Below are 14,714 nucleotides of genomic sequence, written 5' to 3' on the forward strand. Positions count from 1 at the left end.
CGGGAGGCTCCCGCCGTTGAGAACAGCTTGGCGGCAGCCGCTAACGTTCCACTCACGCACCGCTGACGTCCGGCCTGCGTCGCACGAACCGCTGGCCCGAGTCGGGTCCTCAGGGCTAAGCTGATCATCGTCCCGGATACCGCATCCCCCGTCGGTATCCGGGCTCTTTCCGTGCTGCGGACAGCACAGAGGGCCCCAGGTTCGCCTGGGGCCCTCTGCTGTACGGGCTCGTCCTGCCCCACCCCCGTGGAGGCGGGAAGAGCCCGGGTCAGGGGTGCTCGCTCACGCGGTGAACGCGGGCGGCCGCACCGGATCGGGAAGGAGCCGCGCAAGGTGTTCGGCCACGTCGAGGACCGTGCGGTCGGCCAGGTAAGGACCGATGATCTGAATGGCCAGCGGCAGCCCGTCGGCGGTCTTCCCGGCGGGGAGTACGGCGGCGGGGAGCTTGACGTGGCCGGCCATGTTCAGCCATGCGGTCTGGTCGAAGTACGGCCGCTTCTCGCCGTCGACGGTGAGGTACCGGCTGGGCACCGGCGTGGCGGTCTGGTCGTCGACGGCCGCGGTCGGGGTGGCCGGCGTGATGAGTACGTCGTGGTCGGCGAAGTAGCCGGCCCAGCGGCCACGCAGCTTCTCACGCTCCTCGTTCGCGAGCATCCAGTCGCGGTGCCGCATCGTCCGCGAGCGCAGGAAGAGACCGCTCGGGTCGTCGGCGGGGATCTTCTCCGCGGCCGCTACGTCGTCGGCGAACGCCTCGTCGGTGGCGGTCGCGCTCGCCGTGGCGTACATGAGGCGCTGGAACAGCTCGTCGCTGTCGGCGAGGTTCACGGGGCGGGTGGAGTCGTCGACCGTGGCGCCGGCCGACCGCACGAGAGCGGCGACGTGGCCCAGCAGGTCCCGGGTTTCCTTGTCGACGTGGCAGTACGGGTCGTCCTGCCAGATGCCGACGCGGTAGTCCCGCAGCCTGCTGTGCTTCGGTGCCGGGAGGTCGAGCTTCCAGGCGGTGGCGTCCGCGGGGGCCGGGGCGGCGAGCACGTCCAGGAGGACGCCGAGGTCCTCGGGCGTGCGGGCGATGGGGCCGAGAGTGAGCATGTCGGAGCTGGTGAGCCAGCCGGGCGGGCGCGGGATGTGGCCGCGGGTCGGCACGGTGCCGAAGCTGGTGCGCAGCGCGTACACACCGCAGTACGCGGCCGGGAGGCGAAGCGATCCGGCGAGGTCCGAGCCGACTTCGAGGCTGGTGAGGCCCGCGGCGACGGCGGCGGCCGGGCCGCCGGAGGAACCGCCGGCGGTCCTGGTGTCGTCGTGGGGGTTCTTCGTCCTGCCGAAGACCGGGTTCGAGGTCTGGATGTCCTGGCACATCGTCGGCACGTTCGTCTTGCCGAGGATGACGGCGCCGGCCGCGCGGAGCCGGGCGACGGCGTCGGCGTCCTGGCCGGGTACGTGGTCGGTGAGGTCCGGGGAGCCGCTGGTGGTACGCAGCCCCTTCGTCTCCAGCGCGTCCTTCACGGTGAGGGGCAGGCCGTGCAGCGGGCCGAGCGGCTTGCCGGTCCGGGCCAGGTGACGGTCGGCCTCGTCGGCGGCGGTACGGGCGGCGTCGGCGTCGAGGGTGACGACCGCGTTCAGGTCCGGGTTGGCCGCTGCGATGTGCCGGAGGTACCGCTCCAGCAGGTCACGGCTGGTGATCTTGCGCCGGCGCAGCGCGGTGAGCTGTGCACGCGCGGGAGCCAGGTGCAGGCTCCGGCCGGCCTTCCCGGCGCCGGAGCGCGGGCGGGCGGCCGCGGAGGACGTCACGGCGGACGCCGCGGCGGCGGCCGTGGAGGCGACGAGCAGCGTACGGCGGCGGATCACGGGCGGGCTCCCTGGGCGGCGCTGCGGGCGCCGGAAATCGTGGTGACAGAGCCCGCCGGCGGCGGGGTGAAGTACGCGGCGACGCGCTGAAGGTGCGTCAGCTCGTCCTCGGTGGTGTCGAGGGGCAGCTCCGCATCGGCGTACTCGGCGGGCGTCCCGACGGGTTCATCCGCACGGTGCCGGAGCAGAGCGTCGCGGATCTGGTCGGCGGTGACGGCCGCGACGAGGTCGGTGCCGGTCAGGCCGTCGGCCCGGCGCCGGGTCTCGGACTCGTCCCGCGCGGCCGGGTCGAGGTAACGGCGCAGCAGCTTCTGGCCCTGGCGGATCTCCACACGACGGCGCAGCAGGGGGAAGTGGGCGCTCCGGCCGCGCAGGAGGGCGTCGCGCTGAGGGGTCGGGCGGCGCAGCGTGATGCCGGGGTCCGCCTGGTCCAGCGCGGCCCACAGGTGGCGCAGGCGCCGGTAGCGGAGGTGCGCGGTCGTCCAGTCGCGGGCGGCGGCGGTCCGGCGGGCGAGCGTGGGCAGGAAGTACCCGATCTGGGTGGCGGTCGCGCCGATGTCGCCGCAGGCCCACGCGAACCCGTCGAGATGCCTGACGCCGAAGCCGGCCTCGGCCCCGACGACCGCTCCGATCCGGATGGTGCTGTACCCGAGGGTGATGATCGCGCCGACCGTGATGAGCCGCAGGCCCCAGGCGATCGACGGGTTGCTCGCGGTGCGGGCGTACTTCCAGCAGGAGCGCGCCAGGTAGACCTCGGCGACGGTGTACGTGCCGAAGTACAGCAGCACGTACGCCTGGTAGAAGGGGTCGTGCGCGTAGTACGTGGCGAAGTCGGCGGGGCGGGTCGTCGCCGGGGTGAGCAGGGCGAACAGTACGGCCATGCCGGCGATGACCGCGGCGGCAGCGACGAGCAGCAGGCGGCCGCGGCGGCGGGCCTCCGCCGTCGGTTTCGACCAGTACGCAAGGACGGTGGCCTGGAGCGCGAAGACGAGGATCACACAGCTCTGGGCGAGCGGTACGGAGATGTTGGTGACGCCGAAGACTCCGTCGATGCGCACCCACACCCAGGTCAGGGAGACGGCGTAGCTGATCGCGGAGAAGCCGTACGTGAAGGCCAGGGCGACCAGGGCGCGGTCGCGGCGGCTCTTGCCGAGGTCGCGCAGCAGGAAGAGGAACCCGGTGCCGGCGATTGCCAGACACAGGGGGTGGAGTATGTCTTTCACGGGGCCTGCTTCGGTCAGCGCAGCAGCGTACGGGCGATGGGGTCGGAGTCGGTGTCCCGGGAGGGGCGCGAGGCCGTGGCACGCGAGCTGATCACGTGCTCCTGCAGCAGGGAACCGACCATTTCGGCTTCGAACTCCTCGGGTTCGTTGTAGCGGGTCCGGCCCAGTACGAGCTGAACGATGCTGGGATCGATGCCGGTGATCAGGCCGCCGAGGTCGCCCGAGCCGGCCGGGGCCTTGCCGCGGTGCCGCTTGAGCATGTGCGCGAACTCGTGGCCGACGATGACCTCGGCGTGTGCGCGGCTGATGCCCGTGTCGTAGAAGACGTAGTCCGTGGTGCCGGTGGCGAGCCACATGCCGCAGGGCGCGGAGGCGTCGAGGGCGTCCGGGTCGGACGGGTCCGGCGTGAAGGGCATGAGCCGGATCGACCGGCCGAACCGGTTCTCCATGAACGGCACCAGGTCCAGGACGCTGTCCACGGGCGGCAGGTCCAGCTCCGCGACGAACGCCCGGCTGCGCCGCTCCACCTCGTCGGCTTCGTGATCACAGCGGCTGCGCCACATGCGGCTGCCTCGCAGGCGCGACGCCAGCCGGCCCGTCATGGCGAGCCCCGCTCGGGGTCGGCGGGCAGGCCTTCCAGCTCGCGCACGGCGTCGATCGCCTCCAGGACCTTGCGCTGGCTCTTGTCGGACAGTCCCATCGCGCGGAGGGCGATCTCCTTCACGCCTGCTTCGCTGAGCTTCCGCAGGAGCTCGAACTGCTCGGCCACCTTGCGCGTGATCTCGTCCTCGACGAAGTAGCCGGCCTCCACGCCGAAGAACCGCGCGAGGAGCGGCACCAGGGTGATGGTCGGCGTCCGCTCCCCCTTGCGCAGCATGCCGATGTAGGCACCGGTGAAGCTGTCGTCGCCGTAGGACGAGATGGTCCGGGCCACGTGCGCGTTACTGAACTCCTTGGCGCCCGGCGCGCGTACCCGGTCGAAGAGGAAGTTCAGCCGCTCGGCGAACGAAGCCCCCGGCCCTGGAACGGGGGCGGGGACGGCATCGGGAGCGGGAGCCACGGGGTGCTCCCCCGATGCTCCAGCACCGCCTCTGTCATCCACGTCATCCACTCCGGCCACGTGCCACTCCCTCTCGATCGCCCTAAACTATAGTTGACGCTCGCAGGTGTGGAAGACCGGATTCCCTTCCGTAAGCCAACCGATATCTGACTGCGCGTCTGCCCGTCTGCCCGCTCTACGCCCCGCAAGCCCCCGACGTGCGGTCCGCTCCGGCTGTCATACCCCTGTGCCATTCTCAAACGGTCGCCGCCCGAGGCCGGGCAGCCACCGAAGCGCGACGGGGGGCCGCCCTCCCGACACAAAGGAGACGCCCTCCCGACACGAAGAGGAGCGCACATGACGGAAGGCATGACGGACGACATGACGGACGACATGACCGAACGCATGGCAGAAGGTACGGCGGAAGAGACGGCACCACGGGTGGTGGCCGTCAATCGGGGTACCGAGCACGCGGCCGGTCAGGGGCCGGGACGAGGTCCCCAGCACGACGCGCTCGAGGCCTGGGTGGGGAGATGGATCAACGAGGGCCACACGGTCAACGAGGACGGAAGCCCCGGGCCGACGATCACGACCTCGGACGTGTACGAGTGGGCGCCCGGTGGGTTCTTCATCGTCCACTCGGCCTATGGGCGCATCGGAGGGTTCGACGTCGGCGGCGTAGAGATCATCGGGTACGACGAGGCGAGTGGTGACTACACGTCACACTTCTACGACAGTCAGGGCGACGTGACCGTCAGCAGCCTCGTCGCGCGCGGCGACACGTGGACATACCAAGGCGACACCACGCGTGCCACCGTGGTGTTCAGCGACGATCACCGCGTCCAGACGGTCCTGCACGAGCGCACCGATGACGGAACGACCTACATACCGTCCATGAAGGTCACTCTCGTCAAGGTCGGATGAGACCGGTTCGCGTCACGTCGGGACCGCCGTTGTAGGGCTGCTGATGTCAGATCATGCGGTCAGGGCCCGGCGCCGACCCGTACGGCCAGTTCCTGGTGTCGGATCATGCGGCGAGCCTCTGTGCCGTCGCGCGTACGGGGGCCGCCGGGATGCGTACGGGCGCAACCGCGGCACGGGCGGGCTCGGCCGGGGTGTGGGCGAGCGATACGCGGTAGGTCGTCTTGGCCGGGTCCTCCAGCGGGTCACCGAACGTGAACCGGCCTACGGAATGCAGCCTGTCGCACACAGCGGTGGGCAAGGCGACGTAGCAGCCGCCGGTGTTGGTGCTGGAGTCGTACGGCTGCCAGTAGCCGTACCGGCGTCGCCCGCCCGCGTGCACGGTGAGGAACACCGGGGTGCGGGAGTCGGAGATGACCCGGAGGACATCGGCGTCGGCAGCGCCGAACGGGACACCGGAGCGGGACCGGGCAGCGGGCCGGGCGGCGGAACGGGCAGCGGTGCGGGCGGCAGGCCGGGCGGCGGTGCGGGCAGCGGACCGGGAAGCGGAACGGGACTGGTACATGATCAAGACCCCGCGATCGCAACGCGCAGGACGCCGAGGTGCACAGCGTGTCCGCGGAACTCGGTCGACACGGCGACGGTCCGTTCGTGGGCGACGGTCCGTTCGTGGGCGGGGACGGGTGACATCAGGGGTTGCCTTTCCGCGGTCAGGGGTTCAAGATCACGTACCCAATTCAATCAGCTGTTGATCACTTTTACCGAACTTTCTTTCCTCGGCGCGTCGTTATGCGCCACCCGCACCCGTCACGCATCACCCCCTACGTGCCACCCGCCACAGAACCGCAGTCGGGCCAGTCCCAGGTTCGCCGGGCACGTACCCTGTGCGGCATGTCCTTTCCGACAGAGAAACCACGGATTCAGACATGACGCATCGCGTGGGCTTCGTGGTGTTCGACGGCGTGACGATGCTCGACGTCAGCGGCCCCGCGGAGGTGCTGCACCAAGCGAGCCGGCTCGGCCACCCGTACGAGCTTGTCCTGATCTCGGCTCATGGCGGAGAGATCAGGACGTCGACCGGGCCGACGCTGAGCGGCACCGTCACCACGGCCGAGGCCGGGCCGGTCGACACGGTCGTCGTCGCCGGAGGTGACCGCCTGGCCGAGCGGCCCATCGAGGAGGAGCTGCTGGCGACGACGCGGGCGGTGGCCGCGCGTGCGACGCGAGTCGCCTCGGTGTGCACCGGCGCTTTCGTCCTGGCCGCCCTCGGCCTGCTCGACGGACGCCGGGCGGCCACGCACTGGCGGCACGCCGACACGCTCGCCGGCCGTCACCCCCAGGTGCGCGTCGAGCCGGACGCGATCCATGTCCGGGACGGCAGGTTCGTCACGTCGGCGGGCATCAGCGCGGGCATCGACCTGACGCTCGCCCTGGTCGAGGACGACCACGGAGCGGAGGTGGCGCGCGGCATCGCACGCGAACTGGTCGTCTTCCTGCGGCGCCCGGGCGGGCAGTCCCAGTTCGCCACGGCCGCCACCGCTCAGCCCGCCCGCAGTGACCTGCTGCGCACACTGATCAATTCCGTACTGGCCGACCCCGCCGCCGACCACAGCCTGTCCGCCATGGCCGGTGCCGTGGCGGTCAGCCCGCGGCATCTGACCCGGCTGTTCCACACCGAGCTGGGCACCACTCCCGCCCGATGGGTCGAACGGGTCCGGCTCGACCATGCCCAACAGCTCCTCCTCGACGGACACAGCGTCACCTCCGCAGCCTTGCGCAGCGGGCTCGGCAGCGACGAAACCCTCCGCCGCGCCTTCGCCCGCCATCTCGACACCACTCCGAGCCAGTACCGCAGGCGCTTCACCACCACCCGCTACGAAGCCGCCGCCGGCACCGAACCGGCACGCGGCGGACGGTAAGCACCTCCCCGTACGCCCCCACCCACCACTTGGCCAGAAGCGTCCGGACGCGGATGCGAACTCTGGTGCCGGGTCGTCGTGCCAGTTCATAGTGGGTGGGCTCAGCGGCACCGAGGGCGGGTTGAGGTTCTTCGGGATTCTTCGGGGCCCTCGGGGTCTTCGGGGTCTTCGGGGCCCTCGGGGTTCTTCTGTCAGGCTGCTGATCGCATCCCCCGACGCCCGCTGTCGTTATCCGGCCGAGTCTCCACGACCCGAGAGGAAGCCCGTTGGCATCGATGTCCCAGCCCCGTCTGCGCCTCGGAGTCCTGGCGGTGTCCACCGCTCTGCTCGGCGCCGCCGCTACCGCATCCGCACCTGCCCTCCCCTCCCAGCCCGCTTCCGGCACCGCTTCCGCCTCCGCCCCCCAGCCGGAGGGAGGTCAGCCGGTGGGAGGCCGGCCGGAAGGAGGCCGGCCGGAAGGAGGCCGGCCGGAAGGAGGCCGGCCGGAAGGAGGCCGGCCGGAAGGAGGTCAGCCGGAAGGAGGCCGGCCGGAAGGAGGTCAGCCGGAAGGAGGCCGGCCGTACATCGAGACCAGCCTCTTCTTCGGTACCGCCCACCCGGACGGCAGCCCGCCCGTCACCGAAAGGCAGTTCCGGAACTTCGTGGACGAGTTCGTCACCCCCCGCTTCCCGGACGGGCTGACCGTCCAGGAGGGGGCGGGTCAGTACCGGGACAGGCACGGGACCATCGAGCGCGAACGCTCCTACGAGCTGATCGTCTTCTACCCCACAGGTCAGGCGGGCCCCAGCAGCCGCAAGATCGAGGAGATCCGCTCCGCCTACGAGAAGAAGTTCGACCAGGAGTCCGTCGCCCGCGTCGACGACCGCACCACCGTCGACTTCTGAGGCCCCGTTCGTCGGCTACTGACCTCCCTCCCGCCCTGCCTGCCTGCCTTCGCGTCACATGCGCTCGGCTCGGTCCCACAGTGCACGCAGCGCGGTGTTGACGCGTTCCGGCTGCTGGGTGTGCGGGTAGTAGCCGGGAACGATCAGGTGGTCGGCTTCGATGGCTTCGGCCACCTCTGTGGCGCAGGCGATCAGCGGCTCGCCCGCGAACTTCCGGTACTGCTCGGGGGCCCCTTCCCAGTCACCGGAGATCATCAGCTTCGGAAAGGACGCATCGGCCAGCGGCCCGAGCGGGATGTCCGCGTCCCAGCAGGGATGCTCCGCCATCGACGCGGCCGCTGCGCGCAATCGCGCAGGCGTCGGTTCGGGAGTCTCCATGCCGACCGACTCGGTGGCCGCCCGCAGGAATTCCTCCGGCGTGAGGTCGGCGGGCAGCGCCGCGGTGGCCGCGCGAGCCCGCGCCAGCGCCTCGGCCACGACGGGGTGGCGCTCGGCCGGTCGCAGTGCGCCGGGCTGGATGAGGGAGAGCGAACGAACGAGCTCGGGACGGCGTACGGCGGCGGCCATGGCGCCGACACCGCCGTACGCGTGCCCGACGAGGTGGGCGCCGGCCCCGAGGAGGCCGATGACGTCCTCCGCATCCACCGACCAGTCACTGTGGTCGATGTCCGGACTGCGCCCATATCCTCTGCGGTCCATCACCAGCAGCCGGTGCCGGTCGGCCAGTGGGCGCTGCGCCGCGAATCCGTAGCGGTCATCGTCACCCCAGGTGAGGATCCCGTGGACGAAGACGACGGGAGGACGGCCGTCGGCATTCCTATCGGCATTCCGCTCGGAAATGCCGTCGGACTGCCCGTCGTCCCATACGGTGACGTGCACCTGCCCGGGCGCCGCCGGGCCACGGTCGATGGAGTCGTTGCCGGTCATCGGTCTCCCCCTCGATTCACCTTCAGCGCCTTCAACACCTTCAGTCGCCTTCAGTCGCCTTCAGTCGCCAGTCTGCCGTCTCACCTGACCGCATCGCTCGATCGGCGAAAGTCCCCGGCGAACAGCCCGTCCAGGTACTGATCGATCGCGGCGAGCGCGTCCCGGGGCTCGATCACGTCCAGTTCGATCAGCGGGGTGAAGCCGGTGAGGGCGAGCAGCAGGTTGGTCTCGGTCGCGGGGTCGCGGTCGGGGCTGAGGTACCCGTCGGCGATGGCCTGGCGCAGCAACTGCTCGACGAGAGCGCGCCCTTGAATCATCCCGTCACGCGCCCGTGCGTGCACGTTCCTGTCATGCAACGCCTCCAATACGTACGCGGCGCTCATCCGGCTCGTAGCGCGAGCGTCGGCGTGCAGAGGAAGCATTTCGGTGAGCACCACCCGCAGCACGTCGCGGGGGTGCGGTCGGTCGCCGAGTTCCTTGACGCCTCGTCCGACGCGCAGCGATGTCTGCTCGGACGCGAAATCCATCGCGAAGGAGAGCATCGCCTCCCGCGACGTGAAGTAGTGCTGCAGCGCCCCGTGGGAGATGCCCGCCTCCTGCGCGACCTCGCGCAGGGACAGATGCGCGACGCCGCGCTGCTCGACCACCCGCCACAGCGCTCGGGCAATCACTTCGCGGCGCTCCTGGTGATCCACCTGTTTCGGCACCATCGGCCCTCCGCATCCCTGTCTCTGCCGCGACTCTCGTTTTATTACACCTGACATAATACAGTTGGCTGGCAACGGTTGGTACCCCTGAGCACCTCCAGAATGAGGAAGCAGCATGCATGAGCGGCCGAAGGTGTGTACTGCGGAGGGCACGGTGGAGGGTCGCCGGCGGCGGGGGCTCGCGGTGTTCCGGGGCATCCCATACGCCCGGCCGCCGGTAGGAGCGCTCCGGTTCGCCGCCCCGGTGCCGCCTCGGCGCTGGGCGGGGACACGGCAGGCGGCGGAGTTCGGGCCCGTGGCCCCGCAGTCCGGGCCGGCTCGCACGACTTCGCCGACTTCGCCGACTTCGCCGACTTCGGCAGGATCGACAAGTTCGACAAGTTCAGCGACTTCGACGACTTCGGCGACTTCGGCGACTTCGGCGACTTCGGCAGTGGGCCCGGAGTCGTGTGACTGGCTGACGCTCAACGTCTGCACTCCGGATCCGGGCGCGGCGGGGCTGCCGGTGCTGGTGTGGATACATGGCGGCGCCTACATCGCCGGGGCATCGAGCGACCCGATGTACGACCCGACGGCGCCGGCCGAGGCCGGGCTCGTCGTGGTGAGCCTCAACTACCGGGTGGGCGCTGAGGGGTTCCTGTTCCTCGACGGCGCGCCGCCCAACCGCGGGCTCCTCGACCAGATCGCGGCATTGCGGTGGGTGCGGCGGAACATCGCCGTCTTCGGCGGTGACCCCGGCAACGTCACCGTGGCCGGCCAGTCGGCCGGAGCGGGGTCGATCGCCGCCTTGCTGACGATGAAGCCGGTACGCGGCTTGTTCCGGCGGGCCATCACCCACTCGGTACCGGGCAGCCACTGCACTCCCGCACTGGCGGAAGAGGTCGCCACCGCACTCGCGGGACGGCTCGGCCTCTCCCCCACCGCCGCCGCCCTCCGGGACGTCGCCCCGCACGTACTCGCCGATGCGCTCACCTCCCTCGGAGCCGACCTGCCCCGCTGCCGCGACGAGTGGGGGCGGCTCGCCCAGATCGGCGTCGCCGTATGCCCCGTCGTCGACGGCCACGTACTGGCCGAAACGCCGTGGCCCGCGCTGACCAGCGGTCGCGCCGACGGGATCGAGCTCCTCGTCGGCCACACACGCGATGAGTTCCGGCTGTTCAGCGTCATGAGCGGACGGCTGGGGACGTTCACCGAGCAGGATGCCCACACGGCACTGGACCTGTTCGCCCCGGCGCCGGACGGAGCGGCCGCCTACCGCGCCGCGCACCCGCAGGCCACCCCGGAGCAGCTGTGCGAAACGGTGTACTCCGATGCTCTCTTCCGTATGCCCTCACTGCAGCTGGCCAGGGCGAACGCCGCTGCGGGCGGGACGTCGTACCTCTTCGAGCTGCAGCTCGCCTCCCCCGCGTTCGGCGGGCGCCTGGGCGCCTGCCATAGCCTCGACGTTCCCCTCGCGTTCGGCACGTCGGGCAGCGGCGGTCCGCTCCTCGGCGACACGCCGAACCTGGATGCCGGCACCGTCGCGGTGTCGCAGGAACTCCAGCGGGCATGGGTCCGGTTCGCCGCCACCGGCGATCCCGGTTGGGCCGCGTACGCCCCAGACCAGCAGCTCACTCGCGTTCTGGACACCGAATCGACGACCGTGCCCTATCCCGAACGGGCCTCCCAGCGGATCTGGGAGGGGCATGCCCCTCCCCCTTTCGACATCGTGCGCCCTCACGGCTTCGGCCCGCGCCTTCCGTAGCGCACCGTGATCCTGCGATTCTTCCCGCTCAGGTCACTGCCGCGATCGTGGTGACGGTCGTCGCCGCCGTCACAGCGACCAGCATCGCCGCCTGGGTGGCCCGGATCGCCTCACGGAGGCTGTCCCCGGTCCAGTGCCCCTCGGCGATCTCCGCCATCCGCGGCTTCACCCGCTCCGTGAGCTCCTTGCGTGACAGGTCCGGGAAGGCGATTTCGTGCAGCTGGGCAGAGTCCAGCACCGCCACGAGGCCCGTGGTGCGGTCGTCGGGCCGCTCGCCACCCAGTACGGCCGAAGTCAGCCGCTCACGCAGCTCCCGCTCCACCGCGCCGTCCGCCTCCGGGTAGCGCCGTACCGGGAACAGCCCCGCCACCCGGCGCTTCTCCTCACGTACCAGGCCGCGGTTGACAAGGCTGCGGACGGTCGCCTCCGCGAGCTGCCCTTGGTTCTTCGCCAGCCAGTCCTGTGCCTTGATGCCGGTCTTGGTACCGGACTTGGTGCCGGACTCGGTACCAGACTTGGAGGTGATCTTTTCCAGCTGCCCGTCCAGCAGTGGTATGCCGGTGGGCGCGGAGTCCGTGACCACCAGTACGCCGTCCTGGACCTCGATACGGCCGGCCAGAGTGAGTTCCAGGAGCGTGCCGCCCGCCAGCCCCCATCCCACCGACAGCCGCCCCTTCCCCTCACCGGACTCGTCGTCCAGCGACAGCAGCATGATCTCTTCGCCCAGCGTGACGCCCATGGTCTCCCGTAACCCCTTCCAGCCCTTACCGACGCTCCCCGTCTTCCCGTCCCGGGTCATACAACATGACTTGGATACGTCCTTCACGGTTCCCTCGGACTTCACGGTTCCCTCGGTCTTCAACAATCCCCGCAGAACAGGAGAAGTGTCGGCACTGCCGTGCTGCCGTGCTGCCGTGCTGCCGTGCTGCCGTGCTGCCGTGCTGCCGTGCGATCATCATGCCGCGGCAGCGGACCGACGAAAGGGACCCCGCATGCGTAGGCTCGTGCACTACATCGCCACCACTCTCGACGGCTTCATCGCGGGCCCGGACGGTGCGGACCCGACCGGCCCGACCGGCTTCTGGCCCATACCGGAGGAGTACATCGACCACCTCGTGGCCGAGTACCCGGAGACGCTGCCCGGCCACGCCCGGGAGGCACTGTCGGTCACCGCCGAGGGCACCCACTTCGACACTGTGCTGGAGGGGCGGCGCAGCTACGAGGTCGGGCTTGCGGCCGGGATCACCGATGCCTACTCCCACCTGCGCCACCTCGTCTTCTCCCGGACCATGACCGAGAGCCCGGACCCGGCGGTCGAGCTGGTCGCCGACGACCCGGTGGCGACCGTGCGGCGGCTCAAGCAGCAGGAGGGCAAGGACATCTGGCTGCTCGGCGGCGCCGAGCTGGCGGGCTCCCTGTACGCGGAGATCGACATGCTGATCCTCAAGGTCGGCCCGCTGACCATCGCCAACGGTATTCCGCTGTTCTCCCGCAAGGCCGCCTTCGACCCGCGTACCTGGTCGCTCACCGATCACACCGTCCTCAAGAGCGGCGCCGTCTTCCTCACCTACACACGCGCCGCCGACTGAACCGGCAGGGTGAGTCGATGCGCATACCTAAAGGTCGTCCCGTCAATAACAGTGGTCAGGGTTGACCAGGCTGTTGGCGAGGCGGCGGTCTAAGGTGTCAGGTCGGCGGCTGTGGGGTCGAGTACTTCTGTGGGGGCATCGGGCATCGGGCATCGGGCATCGGTACGCGGTGGATCGATACGCTGGCGCGTGAGGCGGAGCGGCGTCTGCCTGCTCCAGTGCTGACCTACTTCCGGCAGGGTGCTGGGTGCCGGGTCGCCGATCACGGAGGCCGAGGCGAGCTGGACGCACTGCGCTTGCTGCCGCTGGTCGCTGACATGTGTATCCAGCAACGCAGGGGTTCCGTTCAAGTCTCTTGCGGGCTCGGCTCCGTGGTGATCCAGGCGTAGGTCCTGCGGGACAGACAGCTGACCGTGGAGATGCCGGACCGGGCGCGGCAGGCCGGGGCACGAGCGGTGGTACTGACCGCGGACACCCCGTTGTCGGTCAGCAGTACGGCACCGGACCGAGCGTATGGGAGACGGCTCCAGCGGAGCATCTGCTGGCCAACGTCGACTGGCGGGGAGGGTGGAGGACTGGCGGCTTAAGAAGGCTGCCGATCTGACGCCTGGGGCCATCAACTGTCTGCGCACCACCTCTGGGCTGCCGGTGGTGGTCAAGGGAGTGCTGCGCGCTGACGACGCACGGGAGTGCGTGGCCGCCGGCGCCTCTGTGATCCGGGTCTCCAACCACGGCGGTGTTCGTCGGGCGACCGACGTTGTGGGCGCTGACCGTCGGCGGAGCCACAGGCGTGCAACGGTTGCTCTCGGACCTGACCGCAGAGCTGGCCCCAGGCCACGGCCCTGGCCCTGGCCCTGGCCCTGGCAGGAACATCGGACATTCCGTCTCTCAGCAGCGATCTCGTCACCGGCTGAGGCCGCCGGGCCTTGGGCTCCGAGCCTGGTGCAGCCTTGCCGCAGTGACATGTTCCCCTCCGTGGTCGGAGTGATCACGGCCTCGGAGCCGTCCTGGACAGTGCCCTTCACCGCGATGAGCCCGCGCCGCTTCGCAAAGCTGGTGGCCGCTCTGCGGCCAGAGGGCGCCGACGAGACCAGGAGGGGGCGCCCCGGCAGCCCGCCCTCGGCGAGGCAGGTATCCGCATCTGCCGAGGAACATGGCGCCATCGAGTGCGGACGCCAACGCTGCCAAGGCCGGGCCGACCCACAGGCAGGCGCCTGCGGGCGAGGCTGCGTTATGGTGAGCTGATCTTCGGCCCGTACGCATGGGGGCGCAGCAGTGACGACCGACGTGACGCCCGAACTGGCCGAGGCGATCCAGCGTGGCTACGACCAGCGCGATCGGGCGAACATGGCGCCGACGATCGCCTACTTCCAGGCACTGCTTGCCGAACACCCTGGTCACCCGGTCCTCATGTACGAGGTGGGTGGCGCCTACGACACCGCGGGCCAGGAGGAAACCGCCCGCGGCTACTACGAGCGGGCGCTCGCCCTCGGTCTCGACGGTGACGTCCTGCGCCGGTGCCTGTGCCAGTACGCCAGCACCCTGAGGTGGCTGGGAGAGTTGGACGAGTCGCTGACCGTGCTCGACCGCGCCCGCAGGGAGTTTCCCGGCTCGGACTCCGTACGCGTCTTCCGCGCCCTGACCCTCAACGACGCCCAGCGGCCGGACGAGGCGGTGGCCGAGTTGCTCACCGTCGTCACCGGGCACGCCGAGGTCACCGACCTCGGGCGGTGGGCGGCCGGACTGCGTGGCCTCGCCCAGTGGCTCGCCGACGGCCGCCCCGAATAGGAAGCAGCTGCCCTGCACAAGGCCGACGCAGGAGGGCCTCGGTCGGTGGGCGCGTTCGCGGCCGGCATGCACACGGCAGTTTTCGACGGGAGATCGGCTTTCTGCCGCACGATGAGCGTGGCCGTGGG

Annotated in this window: 13 protein-coding genes and 3 pseudogenes; 8 read left to right on the forward strand and 8 right to left on the reverse strand. The window is 70.4% G+C overall.

Annotated features, from left to right (window positions below; all coding sequences use genetic code 11):
- Positions 1 to 282: 282 nt before the first annotated feature.
- Genes AAC944_RS01520 through AAC944_RS01535 form a run of 4 tightly spaced genes read right to left on the reverse strand, consistent with a single transcriptional unit; the run spans position 283 to position 4,128 of the window.
- Complete coding sequence (locus tag AAC944_RS01520) at positions 283 to 1,845, reverse strand: amidase (RefSeq protein ID WP_030607726.1); 1,563 nt, start codon at positions 1,843 to 1,845, stop codon at positions 283 to 285.
- Positions 1,842 to 3,068 carry an MAB_1171c family putative transporter gene (locus AAC944_RS01525; RefSeq protein WP_030607724.1) on the reverse strand — a complete coding sequence of 409 codons (1,227 nt, stop codon included), beginning with the start codon at positions 3,066 to 3,068 and terminating at the stop codon, positions 1,842 to 1,844. The genes AAC944_RS01520 and AAC944_RS01525 overlap by 4 nt, the downstream gene beginning before the upstream one ends.
- Positions 3,069 to 3,082: 14 nt before the next feature.
- The gene (locus AAC944_RS01530) at positions 3,083 to 3,631 is read right to left on the reverse strand and encodes a hypothetical protein (protein WP_368396757.1); all 549 of its coding nucleotides are present in this window, start codon (positions 3,629 to 3,631) and stop codon (positions 3,083 to 3,085) included.
- Between the two features lie 35 nt (positions 3,632 to 3,666).
- Positions 3,667 to 4,128 carry a hypothetical protein gene (locus AAC944_RS01535; RefSeq protein WP_030607718.1) on the reverse strand — a complete coding sequence of 154 codons (462 nt, stop codon included), beginning with the start codon at positions 4,126 to 4,128 and terminating at the stop codon, positions 3,667 to 3,669.
- Positions 4,129 to 4,464: 336 nt separating this feature from the next.
- On the opposite strand from AAC944_RS01535, the gene AAC944_RS01540 reads away from it, so the two are divergent.
- The gene (locus AAC944_RS01540; protein ID WP_051871319.1) at positions 4,465 to 5,031 is read left to right on the forward strand and encodes a DUF1579 family protein; all 567 of its coding nucleotides are present in this window, start codon (positions 4,465 to 4,467) and stop codon (positions 5,029 to 5,031) included.
- A gap of 103 nt (positions 5,032 to 5,134) precedes the next feature.
- On the opposite strand, the gene AAC944_RS01545 is transcribed toward AAC944_RS01540, so the two are convergent.
- Positions 5,135 to 5,593 (reverse strand): hypothetical protein, encoded by a 459-nt coding sequence (locus AAC944_RS01545; protein ID WP_368396758.1) that lies wholly within the window; start codon positions 5,591 to 5,593, stop codon positions 5,135 to 5,137.
- A 361-nt stretch (positions 5,594 to 5,954) separates the two neighbouring features.
- On the opposite strand from AAC944_RS01545, the gene AAC944_RS01550 reads away from it, so the two are divergent.
- Both AAC944_RS01550 and AAC944_RS01555 read left to right on the forward strand, forming a co-directional pair.
- Complete coding sequence (locus AAC944_RS01550; RefSeq protein WP_037771060.1) at positions 5,955 to 6,947, forward strand: GlxA family transcriptional regulator; 993 nt, start codon at positions 5,955 to 5,957, stop codon at positions 6,945 to 6,947.
- A gap of 542 nt (positions 6,948 to 7,489) precedes the next feature.
- A pseudogene (locus AAC944_RS01555) lies at positions 7,490 to 7,831 on the forward strand (DUF3574 domain-containing protein); the annotation flags it as partial.
- Between the two features lie 54 nt (positions 7,832 to 7,885).
- On the opposite strand, the gene AAC944_RS01560 reads toward AAC944_RS01555, so the two are convergent.
- Positions 7,886 to 8,758 carry an alpha/beta fold hydrolase gene (locus AAC944_RS01560; protein WP_051871318.1) on the reverse strand — a complete coding sequence of 291 codons (873 nt, stop codon included), beginning with the start codon at positions 8,756 to 8,758 and terminating at the stop codon, positions 7,886 to 7,888.
- Positions 8,759 to 8,838: 80 nt separating this feature from the next.
- Positions 8,839 to 9,468, reverse strand: coding sequence for a TetR/AcrR family transcriptional regulator (locus AAC944_RS01565; RefSeq protein ID WP_368396759.1), 630 nt, complete (start codon positions 9,466 to 9,468; stop codon positions 8,839 to 8,841).
- A 112-nt stretch (positions 9,469 to 9,580) separates the two neighbouring features.
- On the opposite strand from AAC944_RS01565, the gene AAC944_RS01570 reads away from it, so the two are divergent.
- Positions 9,581 to 11,209 (forward strand): carboxylesterase/lipase family protein, encoded by a 1,629-nt coding sequence (locus tag AAC944_RS01570; RefSeq protein ID WP_051871317.1) that lies wholly within the window; start codon positions 9,581 to 9,583, stop codon positions 11,207 to 11,209.
- Between the two features lie 28 nt (positions 11,210 to 11,237).
- Here AAC944_RS01570 and AAC944_RS01575 read toward each other — a convergent pair whose 3' ends face one another.
- Positions 11,238 to 11,948, reverse strand: a complete 711-nt coding sequence (locus AAC944_RS01575; RefSeq protein WP_030607693.1) for a GOLPH3/VPS74 family protein — start codon at positions 11,946 to 11,948, stop codon at positions 11,238 to 11,240.
- Positions 11,949 to 12,201: 253 nt separating this feature from the next.
- On the opposite strand from AAC944_RS01575, the gene AAC944_RS01580 reads away from it, so the two are divergent.
- The 4 genes and pseudogenes from AAC944_RS01580 (at position 12,202) to AAC944_RS01595 (ending at position 14,586) form a co-directional block, all read left to right on the forward strand.
- Positions 12,202 to 12,798 carry a dihydrofolate reductase family protein gene (locus AAC944_RS01580; RefSeq protein ID WP_030607690.1) on the forward strand — a complete coding sequence of 199 codons (597 nt, stop codon included), beginning with the start codon at positions 12,202 to 12,204 and terminating at the stop codon, positions 12,796 to 12,798.
- A gap of 513 nt (positions 12,799 to 13,311) precedes the next feature.
- Positions 13,312 to 13,786, forward strand: a pseudogene (locus tag AAC944_RS01585) (alpha-hydroxy-acid oxidizing protein).
- Positions 13,774 to 13,917: pseudogene (locus AAC944_RS01590) on the forward strand (IS5/IS1182 family transposase); the annotation flags it as partial. The pseudogenes AAC944_RS01585 and AAC944_RS01590, both read left to right, overlap by 13 nt.
- A 156-nt stretch (positions 13,918 to 14,073) precedes the next feature.
- Positions 14,074 to 14,586, forward strand: a complete 513-nt coding sequence (locus AAC944_RS01595) for a tetratricopeptide repeat protein (RefSeq protein ID WP_051871316.1) — start codon at positions 14,074 to 14,076, stop codon at positions 14,584 to 14,586.
- Positions 14,587 to 14,714: the final 128 nt, after the last annotated feature.

The organism is Streptomyces sclerotialus, assembly GCF_040907265.1.
Classification (GTDB): domain Bacteria; phylum Actinomycetota; class Actinomycetes; order Streptomycetales; family Streptomycetaceae; genus Streptomyces; species Streptomyces sclerotialus.

Coding starts and splice junctions, on each gene's coding strand:
- AAC944_RS01530 (WP_368396757.1), bottom strand. CDS start 3,631: ATGTGGCGCAGCCGCTGTGATCACGAAGCCGACGAGGTGGAGCGGCGC.
- AAC944_RS01540 (WP_051871319.1), top strand. CDS start 4,465: ATGACGGAAGGCATGACGGACGACATGACGGACGACATGACCGAACGC.
- AAC944_RS01545 (WP_368396758.1), bottom strand. CDS start 5,593: ATGTACCAGTCCCGTTCCGCTTCCCGGTCCGCTGCCCGCACCGCCGCC.
- AAC944_RS01550 (WP_037771060.1), top strand. CDS start 5,955: ATGACGCATCGCGTGGGCTTCGTGGTGTTCGACGGCGTGACGATGCTC.
- AAC944_RS01560 (WP_051871318.1), bottom strand. CDS start 8,758: ATGACCGGCAACGACTCCATCGACCGTGGCCCGGCGGCGCCCGGGCAG.
- AAC944_RS01565 (WP_368396759.1), bottom strand. CDS start 9,468: ATGGTGCCGAAACAGGTGGATCACCAGGAGCGCCGCGAAGTGATTGCC.
- AAC944_RS01570 (WP_051871317.1), top strand. CDS start 9,581: ATGCATGAGCGGCCGAAGGTGTGTACTGCGGAGGGCACGGTGGAGGGT.
- AAC944_RS01575 (WP_030607693.1), bottom strand. CDS start 11,948: ATGGGCGTCACGCTGGGCGAAGAGATCATGCTGCTGTCGCTGGACGAC.
- AAC944_RS01580 (WP_030607690.1), top strand. CDS start 12,202: ATGCGTAGGCTCGTGCACTACATCGCCACCACTCTCGACGGCTTCATC.